Raw genomic sequence first — 22,873 nt, 5'->3', positions numbered from 1 at the left:
GGCCGGCGGCCGGCCTCACATCATCGACTGGGCGGCCTTCGCCTCCGGGTCCTCCCACCAGCGGTCGTTGCCGACCAGCGGCTTGTCGAGGTCGCGCTCGCCGGCCCAGGTCATGTTGAGGATGGTGCGGGCCGCGCCGTCCTCGGTCAGGGGAACGGTCCGGTGCAGGGTGGTGTCGGTGCGCTGGAGGTAGAGGTCCCCGGTGACGAGGCCGTGCGTGTCGATCTGCCGCTCGCAGAGCGTCTCGTTGATGCGGGGGTCGCTCTTGTCCCAGTGGGTGTGCGGGACGGCCTGGAGCATGCCGCCGCACGAGACGGGCGGCATCCGCAGGGCCCAGATGAGGGCGAAGCTGTAGTCGCCCCAGTGCCACCCGTGGGTGTCCGCCTTGAACTCCTGGTGGGTGATCAGGTAGCGCTCGTCCACGGAGACCTGGGGTATGACGGGCTCACGGGCGACGCGCCCGAGGAAGCCGAGGAACGCCTCCGAGGTGGCGATGGTGCGGATGAGCTCGCTCGCCTCGATGTCCTCGCTCTTGACCACGCTCATCTTGCGCGGGGTGTTGCCCGTGGTGCGCAGCAGCAGGTCCCGGCGTTCCTTGTGCTCGCCGATCAGCCGGTCGGCCTCCACGCGGACCGCGGTCATCATCTCCTCGGGCACGAGCCGCGCGTCCTTGTCGAACTTCACCACTCCCTTGTGGTGGAACCGGTCCGCCAACTGCTCGACGCGCTCCGGGGTGTAGTTCTCGGCCAGGAACTTGCCGAGAGTCTCGTCGATCTTGCTGATGTCCATGCTGAATCCTTCTTCCGCTGCTGATGGGATGGGGTCGCGAGAACCGCCCGGGCAGGGGCGGACGGGATCGGTGCGGACCGGTCAGCCGGCCGGCGTCTCCGGCGTGATCTCCAGGTCGACCATGGCCCTGATCTCCGCGAGCACCCGTACGACCGACTCCTGGTCCGGGCCGGAGACCCAGGCGCCCAGCGGGATCGACAGGATGTCGCGGGTGAGCGGCACATGATCGCCCGGCTGGTACGAGACCAGGACCTTGTCGACACCGGGGTGGTTCCTGACCTCCTCCAGGCCGTGCATGGCCACGAGGGTGCCGGGGCCGGTCTCGTTGTGGATGGCGATCGCCCCGAACATGGCACGGCTGTTGACCGGCTGGTCCATGACGGCGGGGCGCCGCCCGAGGTAGCACTCCAGGGTGTCGTGGAACGGACGGATGTCCGTGAACTCCGACCACTGGTCGGTGGCGGGGCCGCCGGGGAGCCGGGCGGCCACCTCCATCAGGAAGACGCCGTCCTCGTTGACCTTCACCTCGGTGTGGCTGGGACCGCGGTGCACCCCGAACGCGGTGAGCACCCGGACGACGTACTCCTCGATCCTCGCCCAGTCGGGATCGTCGGGCACGGCCTGGACGTTGTCCCACAGCGGGAAGTCGTAGTCCCGGTCGTCGGGCCTGCGGTACTCCCACATGTCGATGACCCGGTGGTCGCCGTCGCTGCTGAAGGCGTTGACCGCGAACTCACGTCCCCGGATGTACTCCTCGACCAGCCAGGCGTCGACCGTCCAGCCGAAGTAGTTCGTCCTGTCGACGACTTCGAAGTTCTCGGCGCTCGCGGCGTCGGGCACCAGGGTGGCCCCGATGGAGCCGGCGCCCTCGCGCTGCTTGACGATGACCGGGTAGCCGATGGCGTCGGCGGCCTCACGGACCTCGGAGGGGTCGCGCACCAGGCGGTAGGCCGGGATGCGGAGCCCTCGCGCGGCCGCGTGGTCGCGCATGAGCGCCTTGTCGTGCCTGGCCCGGGCCAGCTCGACGTCATTGCAGGGCAGGCCCAGTTCGTGCGCGATGACACCCGCGAGGTGCACCCCGGACTCCGAGCCCGGGACGACGGCCTTGATCTCCTGGTCGAGACCCGTGAGCGCGGTCAGGACCTCCGCCGCCTCGGTGGCGTACAGGGAGACGTCGTCGTTCTTGGAGTGGTCCGGCCAGGTCGCCTTCAGGTCCGCCGGCTCGTTGGTGAAGAGGGACACGACGTCCATGCCCATGTCCCGGACCGCCTGCTTGTAGCCCGCTCCGACCGATACGGGGTCGACCAGGAGGACGGCCGGTCTGCGGTTGCTCACCTGTGTTGCTCCTTCGGGAGAGAGTGCTGCCGGTGCGGGGGCCGCCCGGCCCTCACCGACCGGTCGCGGTCAGCAGATCGGGGTGGTGGCGGGCGATCAGCTCCGGGAACCCCCGGGTCAGGCCCTTCATCACGTTGTCGCCGTAGCACGCGAACAGCGGATTGTCCGGGTCGACGACCACACCGCCCGCCTCGCTGACGCGGCGGCTCGGGAGCGGCCGCATCGACGCCTCCAGACGCGGGCTGTAGAAGAACGGCATGGAGTACCGGTCGACCCCCGGCGCCGGGCGGACGACCCGGTGGACGGTGGCCCGGAGATAGCCGCGCGTGGCGACCTCGAGGAGTTCGCCGAGGTTCACCACGAACGCGTCCGGGACCACCGGCACGTCCACGAAGTGGTCGTCCTCGACGGCCACTTGGAGCCCGCCCACCTCGTCCTGGACCAGCAGGGTGAGCAGTCCGAGGTCCTTGTGGACGCCCGCTCCCTGGTCCGCGGGGTCGATGTCCGCCGACGCGGCGGGACCCGGGTAGTGCAGCAGCTTGAAGTGGACCTGCGGATCGGGTGCGACGACCGTGTCCAGGAAGTCCGCCGAGGTGTCCAGTGATTCGAGAACGAGGCCGAGCAGCCGGTGGGAGACGTCCGTCAGCTGGTCCATCCAGTCGATGACGGCGGGCCGCAGGGCCGGCAGGGCGGCCGGCCACTGGTTGGGGCCGACCAGCCAGCGGTACGCCGCCTCACCCGGGGCCGGGTGTCCGGCGGGCCGTTCGGGCCCGATGTCGAGCTGCTGCCGCTGATCGGGCACACCCCGCGTCCGCTCCCGTCCGAGCTCGGAGTAGCCGCGGAAGTGGGGGGAGTTGAGGATGTCCAGCTCGTGGCGGTCCTGATCCGGCAGCGCGAAGAACCGTCGGGACAGGTCCAGCAGTTCGGCCGCACCGGTCACGCCGTGCCCCACCAGCTGGAAGAAGCCGATGTCGTGGACGGCCTCTCGGAGACGGTCCAGGAACTCGGCCCGTGCCTCGGGGCCGCGCTCGGCGTCCCGGAGATCGAGCACAGGAAACGTGTCTGACATGAAGGGGTTCCGCTCTCTTGACGCGACGACGAACTGACGTTGCGCGGGCCGAAAGCAGGACCGGCCGGGCCCGGGAGTCCCGCGGCGGCCGGTCGCTGCCGGGAACTCAGGCCCCGCGCGCGAGGGACAGCAGCTCGGACCGGGCGGAGCTGTCCTCGGCGAACACCCCGTGGAACGAGGTGGAGGTCATCAGGCCGACGGTCTTGATCCCGCGCATGGTCATGCACAGGTGCTCGCCCTGGCCGATGACGGCGACGTCCGGCGCTTCGGTGATGCGCATGACGTCTTCCGCGATGCCCGACACCAGACGCTCCTGGACCTGCAGCCGGTGGGCGTGCTGGTGCGCGATCCGGGCGAACTTCGACAGTCCGAGCAGCTGCTTGGCGGAGCGGTAGGCGATGGTCAGCGAGCAGTTGAAGGGCAGCAGGTGGTGCTCGCACAGCGACCACACCTTGATGTCCGAGACCACCACCATCTGCCCCGAGGACGTCGTCTCGAAGAGCGTGTCGATCGTGCCGGGGTCGTAGGTGGTGAACTCGCGCCACCAACGCGCGTAGCGTGCCGGCGTGTCCCGGAGCCCCTCGCGGTCCGGGTCCTCGCCGATCTCCGTGAGAAGCGCCTGGGCAAGGGCTTCGAGCGGATCCGGCACGGCCTCTGCGGCGATACCGGGACGGACGGTCGCCTCGTCCTCGGTCTTCCTGTCGAGCATCCCTCAGACCCCCCTCTTCTGTCCCCAGACCAAGGTGTGCAGCCTGGTCGTGGTGTTCCAGCCACGGTCGATGACGGTGGACACCAGCTTTTGCATGTGGTTGTTCACTTCTTCGCTGCTCTGCCCCTCCGGCATGATCCAGACCGAGGTGACGCCGAACGCGTCGACCACTTCGGCCACTTCGTCCAGGTCCGCCAACTCCCGGCAGACGAATTTGAAGGTGCTGGAGGGAAGCCGGGCCAGGCTCCGCAGGGCATCGGGAACGATGCGCCGTTCCACCGGGTCTCCCGCGTGCGAAAGCTTCGGGGAGACGTTGAAACGCACGCCGGCTTCGACCAGACGCCCGTCGGGAACGCGCGTGCCATTGGTCTCGATCTCGATCTCGACTCCGTGCCGCGTCAGTTCCTCGACGAGCGGGACGAGCCGGTTCTGCTGGTTGAGAGGCTCCCCGCCCGAAATGACGATCAGGTCGACACCGTAGGCGAGCAGTTTCTCCGCGACCGCCCCGACCGGCATCCGGTGGAGTTCTTCCTTGGGGTCGAACTTGATTCCCGTATCACTGGATCCGGTCCAGTCCCAGGTGTACGGAGTGTCGCACCATCGGCACGAGAGATTGCAGCCGCCCAGCCGCACGAACGCGCACAGGCGGCCCATCGAGCGCCCTTCGCCTTGAAAGGCGCTAGGTGGGGCCGAAGATCTCATTGACCACGAGCTCCGGTTCCACAAGGCACCACCCCCTTCGCTGAACTCTGTTGCAGGTGACGTGTGTGGTGGGAACTCAGGGGCGGTATTCGGCCCAGGTCTTCGGCGTCTCGGAGACACGGACGGCCGTGAGTTCCGGATAGACCGTGTACCACTGCTCGTAGATCCAGACGGCGAGATTCTCGGCCGACGGATTCTCTTCCTTCACGACGTCGTTCAGGTGCCGGTGGTCGAGGAATTCGTCCATCCACCCCTTGAACCCGGCCAGTTCGCCGTAGTCGCGCACGAATCCGGGTGCCGTGAGCTGGTCCCGCCGGGCGCTCAGCTCCAACTCCACCTGGTAGTTGTGGCCGTGCAGGCGACCGCACTGGTGCCCCTCGGGCAGGCCCTCCAGCTGGTGGCTGGCCGAGAAGGCGAACTGCTTGGTGATGCGGAGAGTCATCCTCTGTTCCCTTGGTAGGCGGTCGGGTCGTCCACTCCGGCGTCGGTGAAGGCTTCCTGGCGCTCCCAGCAGGCCGCGCAGCGGCCGCAGTGCGCCTCTTCGCCGCGCAGGCAGGTCCAGGTCCGTGTCCACGGGACACGGAGCTGTTCGCCGAGCAGGACGACATCGCTCTTCTGCAGCCCCGCCAGCGGAGCGAGCAGGGCGAGGTCGGGATGTGCGTACCCCTTGGTCGCGAGTCGCTCCATGGCGATGAAGGACTCCAGGAAGGCCGGGGTGCTGTCGGGGACCGACGTGGCGTCGCCGGCCATGATGCCGATCGCCACCGCCTCGGCCTTCTCCACGACCGCGATCGCGAACGCGACGGCGAGCAGCAGCGCGTTGCGGTTCGGCACGATGTTGGGGCTCTCGCCGTAGCCGTCCCAGGTCTGTTCGGGCACGTCGACCGTCGGGTCGGTGAGCGAGGAGCCGCGGAACATGGCGCCCACGGCGCTCAGGTCCGCGATCTGGTGCGCCGCTCCGAGCCGCTTCGCCGCCGCCGCCGCGAAGTCGTGCTCCTTGCGGTGGCGCTGGCCGTAGTCGACCGAGAGCAGGTGGACGTCGTTGCCCTGCTCCTTGAGCTGGTGGGCCATGGTCACTGAGTCCATGCCACCGGACACGATGGCGATGATTCTCGGCACTGTGCTTTCCCCCAGGGTTCGATGGTGGGCGGCGTGAGCCGCTGCCACGGGTGTCAGGACAGCGGGACGCCCGTCGCGGTCACCGCTGCCGCCGCCTCGTCCAGTGCGGCCGCGCAGTCCTTCTCGGTCTCGGTCACGGCGATGACCAGCGCGTAGCGCGAGCGCGCGTTGTCGACGGGCGGGAGCCAGAGCTCCCTGCCCGGGTCCGCCAGGGGCGTCACCTCGTGGACCGACGCGGGCAGCCGGGCCTCGTCGATCTCGATGGACTCGAGCCTCAGATCCCGCTCGGGGTAGAGGAAGCGGACGCCGGCGGTCGACGTGCCGGTGGTCCGGGGGATGTCCGGCACCACGTCGGCGGCCAGGTCCGCGGCCACCAGTCCGATCTCCGTCCCGGTGACGAGTCCGCCCAGGTAGGGGATCCGGTCGCCGCCGATCCGGGCGTTGATCTCCACCACCTTCGGTCCGGTCGCGGTCAGCCGGAGTTCGGTGTGGGTCACCGTGTCGGTGAGGCCCACCGCGGTGTGGGCGTCCTGGAGGACCTTGAGCAGCGTCTCGTCGTGCAGGAGCGGGTCGTCCGCCCGGACGGTGTGGCCGACCTCCTCGAATCCGGGGGCGTAGCCGAGCTCCTTGCGCGCCACGAACAGGGCGGTGACCTGTCCGTCGCGGCACAGGGCCTCCACGCTGATCTCCGGCCCGTCGAGGAACTCCTCGATGAGGATGGGCGCTTCGGAGCGGGGCACCTCGTCGAACCAGATCCTGCCCGCCTCCCGGTAGGCCTCCTCCAGTTGCTGCGGCCCGGGTACGAAGGTCACTCCGCAACTGGCCGAGAGCGCACGGGGCTTGACCACCACGGGGTAGCCGATCCGCTCGGCTGCCTCCCGGGCCTCCGCCAGATCGGTGACGGCGACGGACTCGGCCTGCGGGACCCCGCGCTCCTTGAGAGCCTGCCGCCCGAGGTACTTGTCCCGGCAGGCGTGCACGGCCGCTCGCGGACTGGTCCGCAGTCCCAGCGTGGTGGCCAGCTCGGCGGCGGACTCGACGCGTGTCTCCTCATAGGTCAGCACACCGGCGAAGCCCTCGGCCCGGGCCCGGGCGATGTCGGCCATCGCCGGGGCGTCCAGCGTGTCGACCACGGTGTACCCGTCGATGTACGGCTTCTCCCAGGAGGGCGGCGCGGGGCACAGGAGGTGCAGCCGATACCTGGTCACGATGGCCCGCAGCACGTACTCGCGCCATGTCCGGCCTCCGCTGCCCACCAGGAGCAGGAGCGGCTTCTCGGACGCCGGCGCGCCGGCGGGTGTGGTGTTCGTCGTCATGTCTGCTCGTTTCCTTGGTTCTCGTGTCGGGCGGGACGTCATGAGGCCGGCCCGGACTCGGGCGGGGCGTGCCGGCACTCCTGGTGTCAGCCGTGAACCGGGTCTCCCGCGGGGTCGAGCGGCTCGACCGTGACCAGGAACCGGGCCACGGCTTCCCGCGCGTTCCGCAGGGCGCTGTCCGCGTCCTCGCCGACGGCGAGCGCTTCGCCGTGCCGGTCGGCGGAGCTGCGGACCTCGGAGATCACGTCGCCCACGGCCGCCGAGAGCGAGGCGAACCGGACTCCCTCGGACGATCGGGCCTCCGGCTCGCCCGCGACGGCCGTCACCCGTCCCTGCTCGGCCGTGAGGAACCAGATGGCGGCGCCCCCGGCCAGTGGCTCGTGCGACACGTCCGCGGGTTCCCCGGACAGCCAGGAGAACGTCATCTCGTGGATGTCGTATCCCGCCACGATCCGGATCAGTTCCACGATCGCGTCGCCGCCGGGACGGGTGTGCGTCTCGACGAGCGCGGGGCCCTTGGCCGTGAGGATCAGTTCGGTGTGGGCCGGCCCTTCCTCCACGCCGAGGGCGGTCAGGACGGCCCGCGTCTCGTCGGTGAGCAGGGTGTGTTCCGCGGCGGTGATCCGCGCGGGCACCACGTGGCCGATCTCGACGAAGCCCTCGGTCTTGAACTTCTCGGTGACGGCGAGGATCTGGTGCCGACCGGCGGCGCTGTGCGTCTCGACGCTGAATTCCCTGCCCTCCAGGAACTCTTCGGCGACCCAGGACGCCGCGCCGCCGGCCGGGGCGTTCCCGGTGAATGCCGGCCCGACGGCCACGGCGGCGAGTTCGGCGGCGTCGGAGATGATGTGGATGTCCTTGCTCGCGCTGCCCCGACTCGGCTTGAGAATGAGCGGGAAGCCGTTCGACGTGACGAATTCCTCGAGGTCGGACAGATGGCGGATTGTCGCGGACGCGACCTGGCGAACGCCTGTGCCGCGCAGGACTTCCCGCATGAGAGCCTTGTCGTCGACGGCGGAGACCGTGCGCAGGGGATTCGATTTCAGGCCCAGTTGATGGTTGATCCGTGCGACGGTCTCGAGGTACTGGTCGCCCGCGGTGTACGCGAGGTCGAACGGAACGACATCCCGCAGTGCTGTCGCGGCACGAAGGGCGAGTTCGGGAGAGAACTCGGGGAACAGGAACGCCGCGTCGACCAGTTCGTGATGCCGCTCGGTCATATCGGCCTTGGGGCCCGCGTAGATGACCCGCAGACCGGAGTTCCGGGCCGCCTCGAGTGCCTCGGTCCGCTTCCCTCCGACGAAAAGTACGCTCTTGACCGCGGAGGTTCGCATCAGCAGGCCCTTCGTTGGGAAACATTGGCGGCGAGAAGTGAGGCCGCGCCGGGGATTTCGACGCGGGGGTGACGGCCGCGACTCCCGAGCGAAAAGGATTCCGTCGTAGCCGAATCCGCTGCGGCAGGGCGTACTTCCGGCCACCGGCCCGTCGGGGACTGCCCGGCGCGTTCGCCCCCGTCATCATCACGTGACGGGTGCGGTGTTATCCACTGCCGTCTTTTACTCCCAAAAGGCAGCCGGGTTATTCGCCGCCCGACGGAGCAATGACAAGAAGGCGCGGCGATACGGTTCCCGGTGGTGAGGAGTCGTATCGCCGCGCCTGGCCGAAGCCGAAGGGGTACGCCGTTCTCAGGCGGGTACCGTCACCTGCTCAATGCGAGGGATGGCCGACCCCTGGCTTCTGGGAGCCGGGCCGGCGGGTGTGAAGATGAGGATGCACAGGCGTGCTCCGGGGGACGACAGGGGTTGGGCCACGCACATGTTGATCGATCCCGGGCCGAGCCGTGCGTGCAGCAGGGGGCGCTCCACCTCATAGGGGTGGACGACGGCCCCGACCGATTCGTAGAGCCGCCCGGCGGTGGGGTCCGCGAGCACGGCCGACTCGAGCCGGCGCAGGACCTCGTCCTCGGGGCGGGCGGCCAGATCGGCGCGCAGCAGGGACAGGAGGTGGGGGGCCCAGGCGGTGGCCCAGTTGGAGAGCAGATGCCGACCGTCGAAGAGCTTCCACTGCAGCATGTTGGTGGGGAGGTTCCCGGGAGGGAAGATGTCTTCGAACGGCTGGTTGTGGGCGAGGATGTTCCACGAGGCGCCCATGACGCACGCCGCGTGGGAGATGCCCTCGACGGCGTCGTTCCAGAGATGGGGAACCTGCTCGCCGGACTGCGGGGTGAGGGGACAGGGCGGATCACCGATGCCGGCGTAACGGCACAGGGTGATCCATTCCAGCTCGGAGAGGCCCAGGAGACGGGCGAGGTCGTGCAGCAGGTCGACGGGAGGGTTCCTGTACTTCCCCGATTCGAGGCGCTGGTAGGTTCCCGGGCCGCGATTGAGCAAGAGATCGACTTGATGCTGGGCGAGTCCGGCCGCGCGCCGGCCCTTGCCGCTGGGGCGCCTGAGCCCGTGGGCCTCCGGCGCCACCGAGGCTCGTCGCTTTGTCAAGAGCGCTTTCAGTGCTTTGGCGTTCATCGTAAGTTCCACATGTGTTACCGACCCCCGTGAGTCGTGGTGTGCGGTGGTGCTCGGCGCATGGTTCGGACGTGGGACGTCGTGGTGCGGCGTTCTGGTCCGTCTCTACTTGCGGAATCGCTGGTCAGGCGGGGTTCCGTGCCGTTGGTGACGCCGTGGGGGATGTCACGCCCCGGTGTTCGACGCCGTCATGGTGGTGCCAGTTCGTGGCCATTGTGCGATGCAACGATCTCATAGTGTGATCACTTGAGGGAGGCTTGAGGATCGCTTTGCGTGTACGTGTGACCGACCTTGCACGACCGGTGGCCAGGTCGAGTCGACTCCCACATTTTCCGGCGTTTCCACGGCAAATGGCCGCTCACCAGCACAAGTTCAATAAAGCATGCCGTTCATGGGCCGAAAAGCTGTGGGTGGATAAAGCGGTACCGGTCGCAGCATGATGGCTGCGTCGGGATCACGAGCGTGACCTGATTCCGCGGGCTTCGGGACCGGTCGCCCCGGGGCACGCCTCGACGGCGGGGCGTCGTCCATGGCCGTGTGTCTCCTGCCGGACGTGGCTCGGAAACCGTCTCCTGGGCGCAGTGGTGACGGCACGACATTCCTCGGTGCGACCGTCCCTTCCCACGGAGCGGACTGTCCGGAGTCTCCGCGCGACCGCACTCCGCAAGGTGAAGGGACCAACATGCTCTCAGCCGAGAAGAACCAGATCCTGTCGGAAGTGGGACCCGGTACGCCGATGGGCGAACTGCTGCGCCGGTACTGGCATCCGGTCGCGCCGATCCTGGAACTGACCCAGCGAAGGGTCAAACCCGTCAAGCTGCTGGGCGAAGACCTCGTGCTGTTCCGCAAGGCGGACGGAAGCCACGGCCTGATCGCCCGGCGCTGTCCCCACCGGGGCACCGACCTGAGCGTCGGATGGGTCGACGGTGACGTCATGCGGTGCTCGTACCACGGCTGGGCGTTCGACTCCGACGGCCGGTGCGCCGGCCAGCCGTTCGAAGAGGCGGGCCCGTCCGGAGGGTTCCGCGACAAGGCCGGCCTCACCGCCTATCCCACGGCCACGCTCGGCGGTCTCGTCTGGGCCTACATGGGTCCGGACCAGGCGCCGCTGCTGCCCGACTTCGAGCTCTTCAGCTGGGCCCACGGCTTCGTCGAGATCATCATGACCGAGCTTCCCTGCAACTGGTTCCAGTGCCACGAGAACGGCATGGACCCCGTGCACTTCGAGTGGCTGCACCTGAACGGCAACGCCGTACGCAGCGACCCGGACGATCCGGAGTACGTGCCCACGCATCTGTCCATCGACTTCATGGAGTTCGAGCACGGCTTCGTCAACGGCCGGGTCGTGGAGACTCCCGTCGTTCCGCCCAAGGGAACGTACGCGGGCACGAACGATGTGAGCGAGGGAGGCATCCTCTGCCTCTGGCCCTACACACTCGCCTCGGGGAACACGATCGAGTTCCGCGTCCCGATGGACGACCGGCGCACGCTCAACATCACGTGGCAGTACTCGGTGCTGCCGGACGACGTGCCCGCCGGAACGCAGGGACAGGACAGCATTCCGTTCTGGTACGGCCCGCTCACCGACCCGGTGAGTGGCGAGATCCTCACCTCGCACACCGGGAACCAGGACTTCGCCGCCTGGGTCGGCCAGGGCGTCGTCGCGGACCGGACCACGGAGAGCCTGGGGCGCAGCGACAAGGGCATCACCCTGTTGCGGCGCAGGTACTTCGAGGCGATGCGGCAGGTCGAGAAGGGCGAGGACCCGCCGGGCACCGTGCGTGACCCCGAGGCCAACGTGAAGATCCCGCTTCCGCTCATGGGCAAGTCCCTCTACACCGAGGGGATGCCGCGGCAGGTCTTCGAGGAGAAGCTCGCGGCCCGGAAGAACAGCGGCCTGTTCGGGATCGGAGGATTCCTGACGGTCCAGGCGGGGCGTCCGGACCACCTCCAGAAGGAGTACGACGAGATGGCCGGCGTCGGCCGGACCCCGGCGGCCGACGCCGATTGACTTACGGGCACGAGGCGTGTGCCAGACCCCGGCCTCACCGCGAGGCCGGGGCCGCCGGTACGGAGACCGGGGACCCGAGTCCCCGGAGCCTCAGCCCACTACCGCCGCGCGGACGCACAGGACGTCCGGCAGATGCGAGGCCAGCTGCTGCCAGCTGTCCCCGTCGTCCGCCGACGCGTACACCTCACCGTTGCGATTGCCGAAGTACACGCCTGCCGGGTCCGCGTCGTCCGTGCACAGCGCGTCGCGCAGCACCGTGCCGTAGTGGTCCCCGGAGGGCAGCCCGGCCGACAGCGGCTCCCAGCTCCGGCCGGCGTCCGCCGTGCGAAAGACGCGGCACCGCCGGTCGGCCGGGACCCGGTCCGAGTCCGCGTTGATCGGGAAGACGTACGCCGTGTCACCGCGGTGCGGATGCGTGGCCACCGCGAACCCGAACGTGGACGGCAGGCCCGCGCCGATGTCGGTCCACCGCCCGCCCGAGTCGTCACTGCGGTACACCCCCCAGTGATTCTGCAGGTAGAGCCGGTCCGGGTCCGCCGCGTCGCGCGCGACCTTGTGCACGCACTGCCCGAATTCCGGGTTCGGATCCGGCAGGAACACCGCCGAGACACCGGAGTTGGCGGGCTCCCAGCTCGCGCCGCCGTCCTCGGTGCGGAAGACCCCGGCCGTGGAGACGGCGACCGTCACGGCCCGCGGATCGCGTTCGTCGGTGAGGACGGTGTGCAGCCCCTCCCCGCCTCCGCCGGGGACCCACTTCGAGCGGGTCGGGTGTTCCCACAGGGGCCGGACGAGTTCGAAGGACTCACCCCGGTCCCGGGAGCGGTACAGCGCGGCGGGCTCCGTCCCCGCGTACACCACGTCGGGCTCGGCGGCCGCCGGGTGCAACTGCCAGACCCGCTCCAGCGAGGCTCCCGTCTCCTTGGGGAACCTGACGGCGGGCTTCGCCGGTTCGGTCCAGGTCAGGCCCAGGTCGTCGGAGTGGAAGACGGACGGGCCCCAGTGCGCGCTGTCCCCGCCGGCCAGCAGGCGCGGCCGGTCGCCCCGGGTGTCGATCGCGACCGAGTACACCGCCTGGGCGTTGAAGGCCGGATTCTCGTCGAATTCCCAGGCGCCACCGCGCCGTCGTCCGATGAAGAGGCCCTTGCGGGTTCCTACGGTGAGCAGTACGTCGGCCATGGCTGGCCACCTCCGCGACGTCGTTGTCTGCGATACGGGCCAGTCTGCACCCCGGCACTGACAGTCACCTCCGGGACTCGCGCTTCCCCGGCTCGGACGGGTCGCGTCGGCGGAGCGCAGCACTTTGCGCCACCCGCTCCGGACGAGTGGAACCACACAGGGTGAGCATCACGCGGAGCGGGCGCGTAAGGGAGGGGGAAGTGGTGTGTCCGCGCGGGTGGTGAGGAGGATGCCTCGATGGCGGCATTCCGAGGTCCGAAGGTCTGGCTGTGGCGGTGGCGGCGGAACCCGCTACGGCGGCGCAGCGATGTCCTGGAGGCCTGGATCATGCTCGCGGTCTGGGTGTTCACCGTCCTCGCGGGCACGGGCGCGGGCCTGGTGGCCGCCGAGACCGTGGAACAGGGTCTCGCCCGGCAGCGCACGCAGTGGCACGCCGTTCCCGCCCGGCTGACCGAGGACGCGCCGGTCAGCGGCGCGACGGAGTCCGGGGTGGGCGTCGTGTGGGCGAAGGTCGGCTGGAGCGCGCCGGACGGCACGGCTCGATCCGGCCAGGTCAGGGTCTACGCCGGTACGCCGGTGGGCACGCCGGTCATGGTGTGGACCGATCCCGAGGGCCGTCCCGTCACCCGGCCCACCGGCGTGGCCGAGGCCCGCGTGCGGGCCCTGCTGGTCGGGGCCCTGGTGGGCGGGGGAGCGGCCGGAGTCCCCCTGGCCGTCGGATGGCTCCTGCGACGCCGTCTGGACGGCCTGCGCATGGACCGGTGGGACGAGGAGTGGGAGCGGTTCGGTCCGATGTGGCGGTGGACGACGAGCTGAGCGGACGCTCCAGGGCCCGGTACGCGCGCCCCGGTACGCGCGCCCGGCGTCGCTACGGGCCGTCCAGGGCCGTACGGCAGTCCCGCAGGAGGCGTTCGTCCTCCAGGACGTCGTGGCTGCCGTGGCCGTCGGACCGGGCCCGGTGTCGCCGTGGCGAGGCGAGTTCGGCGCGGAGCAGGTCGTGGGCGGGTGCGCCGGCGCTCCCCATCCGGACGAGACACGCGGCGATCGTGCCCCGGGTGTACGGGTTCTCGCGCCAGGCGTCGCGGAACACCGGCAGAACCGGTCCCGCCTCCCCGGTGATGTCCCACAGGGCGCGGACGGCGGCCGTCCGCTCCCACACCTCGGCGGAACCGGCCAGGTGAAGCAGCCCGGGGAGCGCGGATGCGGCGGAGGCCCCCATCCGGCCGAGGGCCTCGGCCGCCACCCGGCGGCCACCCGCGTCCGCCGACGCGGTCAGCGCCCGAGTCAGGGCCGGCAGGACCGCCTCGGCGTCCCCCTCCACGGACCAGAGCGCGCCGGCCGCCGCGGCCGCGTTCTCGCCGGCCAGCAGCTCCCGCAGCGCCGGTATCGCCTCACGCGCCCCCGCCCCGAACGCGCCGAGCGCCCCGGCCAGCGCCCTCACCAGGGTGCCCCGAAGCCGAAGGTCCGGTGGGGTGCCGTGCAGGAGCCGCAGCACCTCGGGCACGGCGGCGGCGTACCGCAGCGCGCCGAGCCCGGACAGCAGGGGCGCGGCCCGGCCGTACGTCTCCGGGTCGTCCAGGGGGACCTCGCCCAGCCGTTCGCGCAGCAGCGGGGCCAGCGGAGCCGCCGCCGGGCCCAGGTGCCCGATCGTGTACCCGGTCCCGTTCGGTACCACCGGGTGGCGCAGCACCTCCGCGAGGGCCGGCACCGCCCGCGCGTCCCCGCATCCCGCGAGTGCCTTCAGCGGGCGGCCCAGTGTCGAAGTACCGCGACCCCAGGAGTCCGGGTCCGACTCCACGAGGGCGGCGAGCCGGTCGGCCGCGGGCGCCGCGAGGGTGAAGAGGAACTCCAGGACGGACACCGCGGCGCGACGCAACCGCGCCTCGTCCGAGCCGAGTTGTTCACCGATCAGCGCGACCGGCGCCTCGTACGCGGCACGCCATTCGCGGAACAGCCCCGCCGACATCCACACGGCGTTGCACCGGTCGGCCGTGTCCTCGCTGCCCAACTGCCCCTCCAGCAGGGCGATCCGGTCCGCCGTGCGACCGCCCAGCGCCCGGTGCAGGGTCCGGAGCAGCTGGGCGCCCTCCTCATCGGCGGGACGCATGCGGCGCAGCCGGCCGATGAGGGTGTCGGTGGAGGTCCGGACGGGTTCGACGGACGAGCGGACCCGCTGTGACCTGGTGCGGAGCAGGGACACGACGGTGGGGACGAGGTCCGCGGGCAGTCGGTCCGGGGCGCACGAGGCGAGCTGTCCGAGCGCCGCGAGACGCAGTCCCGGCTCGTGGGGGGCGGCGCACAGCGAGACGAGGCAGTCCACCGCCGGGGCCGCGGATCCGGGGTGCAGCCGGGCGAACAGCCCGAGGCCCTCGACCAGGGCCAGCCGGACGCCGTCCTCCGGCTCGTCCGCCAGCCGCTCCCTCAACAGGGCCAGTACGCGCGGAGGTTCGCCGTGGAACCGGACGAGCGCCGCCGGGGCGGCGCGGCGCACCTCCGCGTCGCCGTCCGTCATGAGGCCGAGAAAGACGGCGGCGCCCGCCCGGATCGCGGTACGCGCCATGGCGTGGTTGTCGTCCCGGTGGTCCTCCGCGTCCCGGGCCGCTACGACGTCGGCCCCGTCGTCCTCGCCCGGCTCCCCGAAGTCGTCGCCCGCGCCGGAACCTCCGATGCTGGTCAGCAGCTCAACGATCCCGCCCCGGTCGGGGAGTTCGGCGTCGCCGGCGAGTGCGAGGAGGAAGGGGACGGCCGCCAGCGTCGAGTCGTACACATCGCCCTGGTGGTGCACCGCCCCGTACATCCCGTCGAGCGCGGTCTCCCGCTCCTGGGGGTACGGCGAGGCGAGGCCCCGCAGCAGCTCCGGCACGTCCGCCGCGCTTCCGTAGGCATGCTCCATCGAGGCCCAGTCGACCTCGTCGATCCCCCTGAACACGGTGCCCTCCCCAGGCGTGCGGTCATTGATCGTGAGTGTGCACCACACCACTGACAGTGACGCCCGCGAGCCGTCCCGTCGATGGTGACAACCCGGCCAACTGCGATGCGAACGGCCGTTTTACGACGTCGGACCCGGGCGATGCGGGCGAGATGACCCGGACGGGGGAGCGGGGAGCCCGGAATGAGCCGCCGAACGCGGTCGGGGACGTCCGGCGATCCCGGAGGGCGGGACCCGCGCGGCCCCGCGCCCGTACGACTGTGTGTACCCGTTCGGGCAGGGCGGTGTGCCTCTACGGCAGCGGCGGCGCCCCTGGGGGAGCCGCCGGGCCGGCGCCGGCCGCGGAGCTCGGGAGCGCGACGCGGCCCGTGCGCAGGGAGTCTCAGGGCCGGCGGGTGCGGGGAATCAGGGCCCGGTGGTCGGCTTCACGCCTGTCCGCGGGGCCCGTTTCGCAGCGGGCGGTCGCGTGTGGCCGCCCACCACAGGAGGTCTCCCAGGGCCGCGCCCGCGGCCACCAGGGCCGTGATCACCCCGGCCACGGTCAGTCCGTCGCCGAGGTGCGGGCGCCCGTGCAGTGCGTGCAGGTCGAACCCGCACAGGTGGTACACGCCCAGCGCGGCGATCCCGAGGCTCGGGACGAGCAGCGCCAGCACGGACATCGGCCCGCGTCCCGTTCGCCCGGTGTCTCGTTCCCTCACGGAGTCCCCCTGATGCATGACGTTCACCGCCGGGACCCTACCCACTGTGGGGAGCCCTGTCCGGGCCGTGTTCCCACCGTGTTCCGACCGGTACCCGGACGAGTCCGACGACGGGCGGCGGAAACAGGGCGGGTCGTGATCCGGATCACGGGCGTTCCACCCGCCGGGCCCCGGCCGGTTCGCGTATCCCTCCATGCCGTCCGAACCCCGGATGCGAGGATGAGGGCCGTCATGACTGCTGGGTGGTGTACGCGCACGGGACGGGCCGCGATGTTCGCCGCCGTCTGCGTGGTGCTCGCCGCCCTCGGCCACGTGACGATGTCCGGTTCTCCGGTGCCCTGGTGGGCGATGGCCGGCGCCGGAGTGGTCACGGCCGGCGCGGGCTGGTGCCTGGCCGGCCGCGAGCGCGGACTTCCCCTCGTCGTGTCCGTCGTGATGGCCGCCCAGGGCCTGCTGCACACGGCGTTCTCGATCACGCGGTCGCTGACCGCGGACGCGGGCACGGGTCCCGCTTCGGGGCGGGGGCGGCCCGGCGCGCACTTCATGGGCGGCATGCCCATGGGCGCCACGGGGCACGACATGGGCTCCCCGCACGTAGGTTCTCCGCATATGGCCTCCCTGGACATGGCCCCCATGGACATGGGCTCCGCGGACACGCACGCGATGGGTGCCATGGACATGGGCTCCATGGGGTCCGGTGGCCTGGCCCACCTGCTCCCCATGGGTGACGGGGCCGGCTCCCCGTCCTCGTTCGGCATGGTCGCCGCCCACGTCCTCGCGGCGCTGCTGTGCGGCCTCTGGCTCGCCCACGGCGAGCGTGCCGTGTTCCGCACGTTGCGGGCACTGGCCGGCCGACTGGCCGCCCCGCTGCGGCTGTTGCTCGCCCTGCCGACGCCGCCGCACCGGCCGAGGGTGCGCGTGCGCCGAGGTTCCTCGGACCGGGTCCCGCGCCGTCTCCTCCTCGCCCACGCGATCACTTCCCGGGGTCCGCCCGTGGGGACCGCTGTCGCCTGAGACAGCCGGCTCCCCGCGGCGCCTCCCGTGCGCCGCGGGCATCGGCCGTACCTCTCGTACGGCCGTACCCCCAGCACCGGACCGGTGCCCTCGCACCGGTCCGGATCACGGATGACCCGAGAAGGACACCTGGTGATCATTCCTGTCCTGACCGCTTCGCGCCCCGGCGGCGAGGAGCGGCACCACGGCGACAGGGCGGCGTCGGCCGACGAGTCGATAACCGCCTGGGCGCTGGCGGCCCGGGGCGGCGACCCCGCCGCCGTCGACCGTTTCGTCCGCGCGCTGCACCGCGATGTCGTGCGCTATGTCGCCCATCTGTCCGCCGATCCGCAGGCCGCCGACGACCTCGCCCAGGACACGTTCCTCCGGGCGCTCGGCAGTCTGCACCGGTTCGAGGGGCGCTCCTCGGCCCGGACATGGCTGCTGGCCATCGCCCGCCGTGCGGTGATCGACAGCCTTCGGCACGCGGCCGCCCGGCCGCGGGCGAGCGAGGCCGCGGACTGGCGGAGCGCGGTGGAACTCGCCCAGCCCCGCGGCCTGCCGGGCTTCGACGACGGCGTCGCGTTGCTCGACCTGCTGGCCGCGCTCCCCGGTGACCGGCGAGAAGCCTTCGTCCTCACCCAGATGATGGGCCTGTCCTACGCGGAGGCCGCCCTGATCGGCGACTGCCCCGTCGGAACGGTCCGCTCCCGCGTGGCGCGCGCCCGCGCGACCCTGATCGCGCTGCTGGCCGAGGCGGAGGCCCAGGCCCGCGTCCGGGCGACGGACCTGCGGTCCGCCGCCTGAGCCCGAGGGGCCGGTGTCCGCCGGAATCGGCGGACACCGGCCCCTCGGCCTGTCCCGACGCCGTGGGTCCTCAAGGGAGTTCACCCCGAGGGCCGGAATCCGCCGCGGTGCCCGCGCGCACGTATCCGGGCCGGCCTGTCCCGACGCCCTACACGGACCGGTGGTACTGCTCCGGCACGTGCACCTCGGCTCCGAGTTCGCGCGCCGCGAGCCGGGCGAAGGACGGGTTGCGCAGCAACTCGCGGCCCAGCAGCACCGCGTCGGCCTCGCCGTTGGCGATGATCTTCTCGGCCTGCCCGGTCTCGGTGATGAGACCGACGGCGGCGACGGGCAGCGAGGTCTCGTTCCTCACCCGGGTGGCGAAAGGGACCTGGTAGCCGGGGCCGACGGGGATGTGCCCGCCGCCGGAGACGTTGCCGCCCGTGGAGACATCGAGGAGATCCACCCCGTGCTCGCGCAGCCGGGCGGCGAAACGGACGGTGTCGTCCGCGCTCCATCCCCCGTCCTCCAGCCAGTCGGTGGCGGAGACGCGGAAGAAGAGCGGCTTCTCCTCCGGCCAGACCTCCCGTACGGCGTCGACGACTTCGAGGGCGAACCGGATGCGGTTCTCGTACGAGCCGCCGTAGGAGTCGGTGCGGTGGTTGGAGTGGGGGGAGAGGAACTCGTTGATGAGGTAGCCGTGGGCGCCGTGGATCTCGACGATCTCGAAACCGGCGGCCAGCGCGCGACGGGCCGCGTCCGCGAACTGCCCCACGATCTCCTGGATGCCGGCGGCCGTCAGCTCGTCGGGAACCGGGTGCCCGTCGGCGAAGGGCACCGGGCTCGGGGCGAGCGCCCGCCAGCCGTGGGCGTCCGGGCCCACGGGCGCGCCGCCCTTCCAGGGGCGGTCGGTCGAGGACTTGCGCCCGCCGTGCCCGAGCTGGACGGCCGGGACCGTGCCCTGCGCGGTGAGGAAAGCCGTGATGCGGCGGAACGCCTCGACCTGGGTGTCGTTCCAGAGGCCCAGGTCGTACGGGGAGATCCGGCCCTCGGGCGACACGGCGGTCGCCTCGACGATGATCAGTCCCGTTCCGCCGGTGGCGCGGGCCGCGTAGTGGGCGAAGTGCCAGTCGTGCGGGGCGCCCGCCGACGGACCCTCGGGCAGGGCCGAGTACTGGCACATCGGGGGCATCCACACCCGGTTGGGGATGGTGACTTCGCGCAGGACGTAGGGCTCGAAGAGCGCGCTCACGGCCGACTCCAATCGTCGCGGGACCGGTGTACGTCTCGTACGATAGGCATCGTAGTACGGTGAGTGTCAAACTACGATAGGTCTCGTACGATGTGCGAGCCGGACGAAGCCCCCGGGACGCGGCCGGACGTCCCCGAAGAAGTGGAGCCGCCGTGACCCCCGCAGCCACCCCCGCCGCCGGCCGTGATCTGCCGCATCCCGCGCGTGAGGAGATCCGGCTGGAGTCGGTGCTGCACGCGCTGTCGGACCCCATGCGGCTGCGGATTGTGCGCGAACTCGCCGCCGGCGGCGACGAACTCTCCTGCTCGGACTTCGTGCTGCCGGTCACCAAGTCCACGACGACGCACCACTTCCGGGTGCTCCGTGAGAGCGGGGTGATCCGGCAGGTGTACCGCGGCACGGCGAAGTTGAACGGTCTGCGCGCGGACGACCTCGACGCGTTGTTCCCCGGCCTTCTCGACCGGGTCCTGGAGGCGGCCGCCCGACAGGCCGGGCGGCCGGAATCGTGACAGGGCGCGACAGCCGACTCTGATCGGACGTCTCGCGGGTGCTCCGCCCGACCGTCGCGGGCGCAGGGCACGGGTGACGTGGTGGCCCAAAAGAAGAAGGCAAAGGGGAACCGACACCCTTTGCCACTCTCAACTTATAGCGCACCAGGGGGCTTGCGGCAAGGCCCCGGTGATGCCGCAGAATCACCGGCCGAGGCCAGAACCTGCGGAAACGGGGAGATCCACCAAGTGCGTGTGCTGTCGTCGGTGTACAGGTCGTGCGGTCAGGGAGCGTCGGCCGGAGGTGTCGCGCGCCGGTCGCGGGCATCCGGTGCTCCGGCGGGGGCCGGCGCGCCGCCGGCCCGCGCGGGCGCGACCCCGGATCGGAGCCGCTGACATGAGCCCCCTGACCACCAGTGCGTTCCACCTTCCCGGCCATCTCCGGCCCAAGGCCGACCCCGCGCTGATCGCCGGTGACGAACGGCATTTCACGGCCATCGCGGAAAGCCTGGAACAGGCGATCGGCGAACTGTCCGACCGCCTGGACGCCGAGCGCAGGGCGCCCGGCGGCGTCGGCCGGGAGGCGATGGAGCGGGACCTGGAGATCCACCGGCTGACCGGTCGGCTGCGCGCCCTGCGTCGCTTCGGTCTGGATCTGTGCCTCGGACACATCGTCGGCGCGGACGACACCGAGCCTGTGTACATCGGACGACTCGGCCTCACCGACAGCGAGGGCCGTCGGCTGCTGACCGACTGGCGCTCTCCCGCCGCCGAACCGTTCTTCGCGGCGACCCACGCCGACCCGATGGGCCTGAAGAGCCGCCGCAGGTACCGCTGGACCGGCGGCCGGATCAGCGACTACTGGGACGAGGTGTTCACCGCCGACGGGCTGGAGCGGCACGCCGCGCTCGACGACCAGTCCGCCTTCATCGCCAGTCTGGGCGGCAACCGGTCGGCCCGGATGCGCGACGTGCTCGCCACGATCCAGTCCGACCAGGACGCCGTCATCCGGGCGGGATCCCGCGGCGCGCTCGTCGTCGACGGCGGTCCGGGTACGGGGAAGACGGTCGTGGCCCTGCACCGCTCCGCCTACCTCCTCTACTCGGACCCGCGCCTCGGCCACCGGCGCGGCGGGGTGCTGTTCGTCGGTCCCCACCAGCCGTACCTGGCCTATGTCGCCGACGTCCTGCCGAGCCTCGGCGAGGAGGGCGTGCGGACCTGCACCCTGCGCGACCTCGTCACCGAGGGAGCCTCGGCGGAGACCGAGCCCGACCCTGCCGTGGCCCTCCTGAAGTCGTCCGCGAACATCGTGAAGGCGATCGAGAAGGCCGTCAGGTTCTACGAGGAGCCGCCCGCCCAGGGGATGACGGTCACCACCCCCTGGGGCGATCTGTGGCTGAGCGCCGACGACTGGGCCGAGGCGTTCGAAGCGGCCGAGCCGGGCGTCCCGCACAACGAAGCACGCGACCTCGTCCGGGAGGCGCTGCTCACGATCCTGATGGACAAGCACGACGGTGACGTCCCGCCGGACCTGTTCCGCAGGGCGCTGCTGCACGACCGGGAGCTGGTCGGGACCCTCGACCGCGCGTGGCCGCTGCTGGAGGCGGCCGATCTCGTCGGAGACCTGTGGTCCGTGCCCGCCTATCTGCGGATGTGCGCTCCCTGGCTCGGCCCCGACGACGTCCGCCGGCTCCAGCGTCCGGTCACCCGGGCCTGGACCGTGTCCGACCTGCCGGTCCTGGACGCGGCACGACAGCGGCTCGGCGACCCGGAGGCGTCCCTGCGCAAGCGTCGGCACGAGGCGTCCGTCGCCGCCGAACGCGAACGCATGGCCGGAGTCATCGAGAACGTGCTGGCGGCCGACGACGACGGCGAGGGCGCGGTGACGATGCTGCGCGGCCGGGACCTGCGGGACACCCTGATCGACGAGAGCGGACTGCCCGTCGCCGAACCGGACCTGCTCGCCGGTCCGTTCGCGCACATCGTCGTGGACGAGGCCCAGGAACTGACCGACGCGGAATGGCAGATGCTCCTGGCGCGCTGCCCGTCCCGGAGCTTCACCGTCGTCGGGGACCGCGCCCAGGCCCGGCACGGGTTCGCCGAGTCGTGGCGGGAACGGCTCGGGCGGGTCGGGTTCGACCGGATCGACGTGGCCTCCCTGACCATCAACTACCGGACGCCGGAAGAGGTCATGGAGGAAGCGGAGTCGGTCATCAGGGCCGCCCTCCCGGACGCCAACGTGCCCACGTCCGTGCGGAGTTCCGGCGTCCCCGTCGTGCACGGCCGTGTCGAGGACCGCGACTCGATCCTCGACTCCTGGCTTCTGGAGCATGCCGAGGGGGTCGCCTGCGTGATCGGCGACCCCACGTTCCGGGCGACCTCCCGCGTCCGGTCACTGACCCCGGAACTGTCGAAGGGCCTCGAGTTCGACCTGGTCGTCCTCGTCGACCCGGAGGCGTTCGGGGAGGGCACCGAAGGAGCGGTCGACCGCTATGTCGCGATGACCCGCGCGACCCGGCGACTCGTCGTTCTCACGCGCTCCTGACGTCGGCCGCCCCGCCGTGGAGGCCGGCAGGCGGCCACTACGGCGGGGCCCTGGCCCGGGCCCTTGCCCTCCCGGTCCCTCGCCCTCGCGGGGGCCCGGCGAACGGCCGCTGGGCGAACGGGCCGCGCCGGACGGCCGCTCACCCGGCCGGATCCCCCTCCACCGGACACCGGCGCGGGCACCTCCACCTGCACCGGCCCCCTGCATCTCCACCGGCCCCCTGCACCTCCACCTGCACCGGCCTCCTGCACCTCCACCGGCGCGGGCACCTCCCCCTGCACCGGCCCCCTGCACCTCCACCGGCACGGACACCTTCACCGGCACCGGCCACCGGCGCTCCGTCGGCTCCGGCTCCGGCACCGGCCCTTCCACCGGTGCCGCTCGCCCGGCCGGCGGCGCGGCGGGGGCGAGGGTTCCGGGCGACGCGTCCGGGC

Annotated in this window: 20 protein-coding genes; 6 read left to right on the top strand and 14 right to left on the bottom strand. The window is 71.4% G+C overall.

Annotation, left to right across the window (positions count from 1 at the left end; translation table 11 throughout):
* Positions 1-15: 15 nt before the first annotated feature.
* The 10 genes from ACFYW7_RS28585 to ACFYW7_RS28540 all read right to left on the bottom strand — a co-directional run bounded on the left by ACFYW7_RS28585 (position 16) and on the right by ACFYW7_RS28540 (position 9,534).
* Positions 16-789, bottom strand: a complete 774-nt coding sequence (locus ACFYW7_RS28585) for an ArpA protein (protein WP_389507454.1) — start codon at positions 787-789, stop codon at positions 16-18.
* Positions 790-870: 81 nt separating this feature from the next.
* Positions 871-2,124 carry an ATP-grasp domain-containing protein gene (locus ACFYW7_RS28580; protein WP_389507451.1) on the bottom strand — a complete coding sequence of 418 codons (1,254 nt, stop codon included), beginning with the start codon at positions 2,122-2,124 and terminating at the stop codon, positions 871-873.
* Between the two features lie 52 nt (positions 2,125-2,176).
* Complete coding sequence (locus ACFYW7_RS28575; protein WP_389507448.1) at positions 2,177-3,193, bottom strand: isopenicillin N synthase family dioxygenase; 1,017 nt, start codon at positions 3,191-3,193, stop codon at positions 2,177-2,179.
* Positions 3,194-3,299: 106 nt separating this feature from the next.
* Positions 3,300-3,902, bottom strand: coding sequence for a GTP cyclohydrolase I (gene folE / locus ACFYW7_RS28570; protein WP_389507446.1), 603 nt, complete (start codon positions 3,900-3,902; stop codon positions 3,300-3,302).
* Between the two features lie 3 nt (positions 3,903-3,905).
* Positions 3,906-4,556 (bottom strand): 7-carboxy-7-deazaguanine synthase QueE, encoded by a 651-nt coding sequence (locus ACFYW7_RS28565; RefSeq protein ID WP_389507444.1) that lies wholly within the window; start codon positions 4,554-4,556, stop codon positions 3,906-3,908.
* Positions 4,557-4,680: 124 nt separating this feature from the next.
* Positions 4,681-5,046: a 6-pyruvoyl tetrahydropterin synthase family protein gene (locus ACFYW7_RS28560; RefSeq protein WP_389507442.1), complete on the bottom strand. Its 366-nt coding sequence runs from the start codon at positions 5,044-5,046 to the stop codon at positions 4,681-4,683.
* Entirely contained in the window at positions 5,043-5,702 is a 660-nt protein-coding gene (locus tag ACFYW7_RS28555; RefSeq protein ID WP_389507976.1) for a 7-cyano-7-deazaguanine synthase, read from the bottom strand. The genes ACFYW7_RS28560 and ACFYW7_RS28555 overlap by 4 nt, the downstream gene beginning before the upstream one ends.
* 74 nt (positions 5,703-5,776) lie before the next feature.
* Positions 5,777-7,039, bottom strand: a complete 1,263-nt coding sequence (locus ACFYW7_RS28550) for an ATP-grasp domain-containing protein (RefSeq protein ID WP_389507440.1) — start codon at positions 7,037-7,039, stop codon at positions 5,777-5,779.
* Positions 7,040-7,125: 86 nt separating this feature from the next.
* Positions 7,126-8,373 (bottom strand): ATP-grasp domain-containing protein, encoded by a 1,248-nt coding sequence (locus tag ACFYW7_RS28545; protein WP_389507438.1) that lies wholly within the window; start codon positions 8,371-8,373, stop codon positions 7,126-7,128.
* A 351-nt stretch (positions 8,374-8,724) separates the two neighbouring features.
* A complete protein-coding gene (locus ACFYW7_RS28540) occupies positions 8,725-9,534 on the bottom strand; it encodes a helix-turn-helix domain-containing protein (RefSeq protein ID WP_389507436.1) in 810 nt (269 codons plus the stop codon).
* Positions 9,535-10,243: 709 nt separating this feature from the next.
* Here ACFYW7_RS28540 and ACFYW7_RS28535 point away from each other — a divergent pair.
* Positions 10,244-11,572, top strand: a complete 1,329-nt coding sequence (locus ACFYW7_RS28535; protein ID WP_389507434.1) for a Rieske 2Fe-2S domain-containing protein — start codon at positions 10,244-10,246, stop codon at positions 11,570-11,572.
* A gap of 90 nt (positions 11,573-11,662) precedes the next feature.
* Here the strand turns inward: ACFYW7_RS28535 and ACFYW7_RS28530 are convergent, their stop codons facing one another.
* Positions 11,663-12,748 (bottom strand): WD40/YVTN/BNR-like repeat-containing protein, encoded by a 1,086-nt coding sequence (locus ACFYW7_RS28530; protein ID WP_389507432.1) that lies wholly within the window; start codon positions 12,746-12,748, stop codon positions 11,663-11,665.
* A 237-nt stretch (positions 12,749-12,985) separates the two neighbouring features.
* Here ACFYW7_RS28530 and ACFYW7_RS28525 point away from each other — a divergent pair, with 237 nt between their 5' ends.
* Positions 12,986-13,564 (top strand): hypothetical protein, encoded by a 579-nt coding sequence (locus ACFYW7_RS28525; protein WP_389507430.1) that lies wholly within the window; start codon positions 12,986-12,988, stop codon positions 13,562-13,564.
* Positions 13,565-13,616: 52 nt separating this feature from the next.
* Here the strand turns inward: ACFYW7_RS28525 and ACFYW7_RS28520 are convergent, their stop codons facing one another.
* Both ACFYW7_RS28520 and ACFYW7_RS28515 read right to left on the bottom strand, forming a co-directional pair.
* Entirely contained in the window at positions 13,617-15,677 is a 2,061-nt protein-coding gene (locus tag ACFYW7_RS28520; protein WP_389507428.1) for a HEAT repeat domain-containing protein, read from the bottom strand.
* 425 nt (positions 15,678-16,102) lie between these two features.
* Positions 16,103-16,336, bottom strand: a complete 234-nt coding sequence (locus tag ACFYW7_RS28515; protein ID WP_389507426.1) for a hypothetical protein — start codon at positions 16,334-16,336, stop codon at positions 16,103-16,105.
* A gap of 270 nt (positions 16,337-16,606) precedes the next feature.
* On the opposite strand from ACFYW7_RS28515, the gene ACFYW7_RS28510 reads away from it, so the two are divergent.
* Both ACFYW7_RS28510 and ACFYW7_RS28505 read left to right on the top strand, forming a co-directional pair.
* Positions 16,607-17,389 (top strand): hypothetical protein, encoded by a 783-nt coding sequence (locus ACFYW7_RS28510; protein WP_389507424.1) that lies wholly within the window; start codon positions 16,607-16,609, stop codon positions 17,387-17,389.
* A gap of 132 nt (positions 17,390-17,521) precedes the next feature.
* Positions 17,522-18,175 (top strand): sigma-70 family RNA polymerase sigma factor, encoded by a 654-nt coding sequence (locus ACFYW7_RS28505; protein ID WP_389507422.1) that lies wholly within the window; start codon positions 17,522-17,524, stop codon positions 18,173-18,175.
* Between the two features lie 148 nt (positions 18,176-18,323).
* On the opposite strand, the gene ACFYW7_RS28500 is transcribed toward ACFYW7_RS28505, so the two are convergent.
* On the bottom strand, positions 18,324-19,406 hold the full coding sequence (locus ACFYW7_RS28500) for an NADH:flavin oxidoreductase/NADH oxidase (RefSeq protein ID WP_389507420.1): 1,083 nt from the start codon (positions 19,404-19,406) through the stop codon (positions 18,324-18,326).
* Between the two features lie 152 nt (positions 19,407-19,558).
* Here ACFYW7_RS28500 and ACFYW7_RS28495 point away from each other — a divergent pair, with 152 nt between their 5' ends.
* Both ACFYW7_RS28495 and helR read left to right on the top strand, forming a co-directional pair.
* Complete coding sequence (locus ACFYW7_RS28495) at positions 19,559-19,915, top strand: ArsR/SmtB family transcription factor (protein ID WP_389507418.1); 357 nt, start codon at positions 19,559-19,561, stop codon at positions 19,913-19,915.
* Between the two features lie 376 nt (positions 19,916-20,291).
* The gene (gene helR, locus ACFYW7_RS28490) at positions 20,292-22,439 is read left to right on the top strand and encodes an RNA polymerase recycling motor ATPase HelR (RefSeq protein WP_389507416.1); all 2,148 of its coding nucleotides are present in this window, start codon (positions 20,292-20,294) and stop codon (positions 22,437-22,439) included.
* Positions 22,440-22,873: the final 434 nt, after the last annotated feature.

Source organism: Streptomyces sp. NPDC002580, assembly GCF_042889485.1.
Lineage (GTDB): Bacteria > Actinomycetota > Actinomycetes > Streptomycetales > Streptomycetaceae > Streptomyces.
This window is presented reverse-complemented; position numbering and strand designations above follow the sequence as displayed.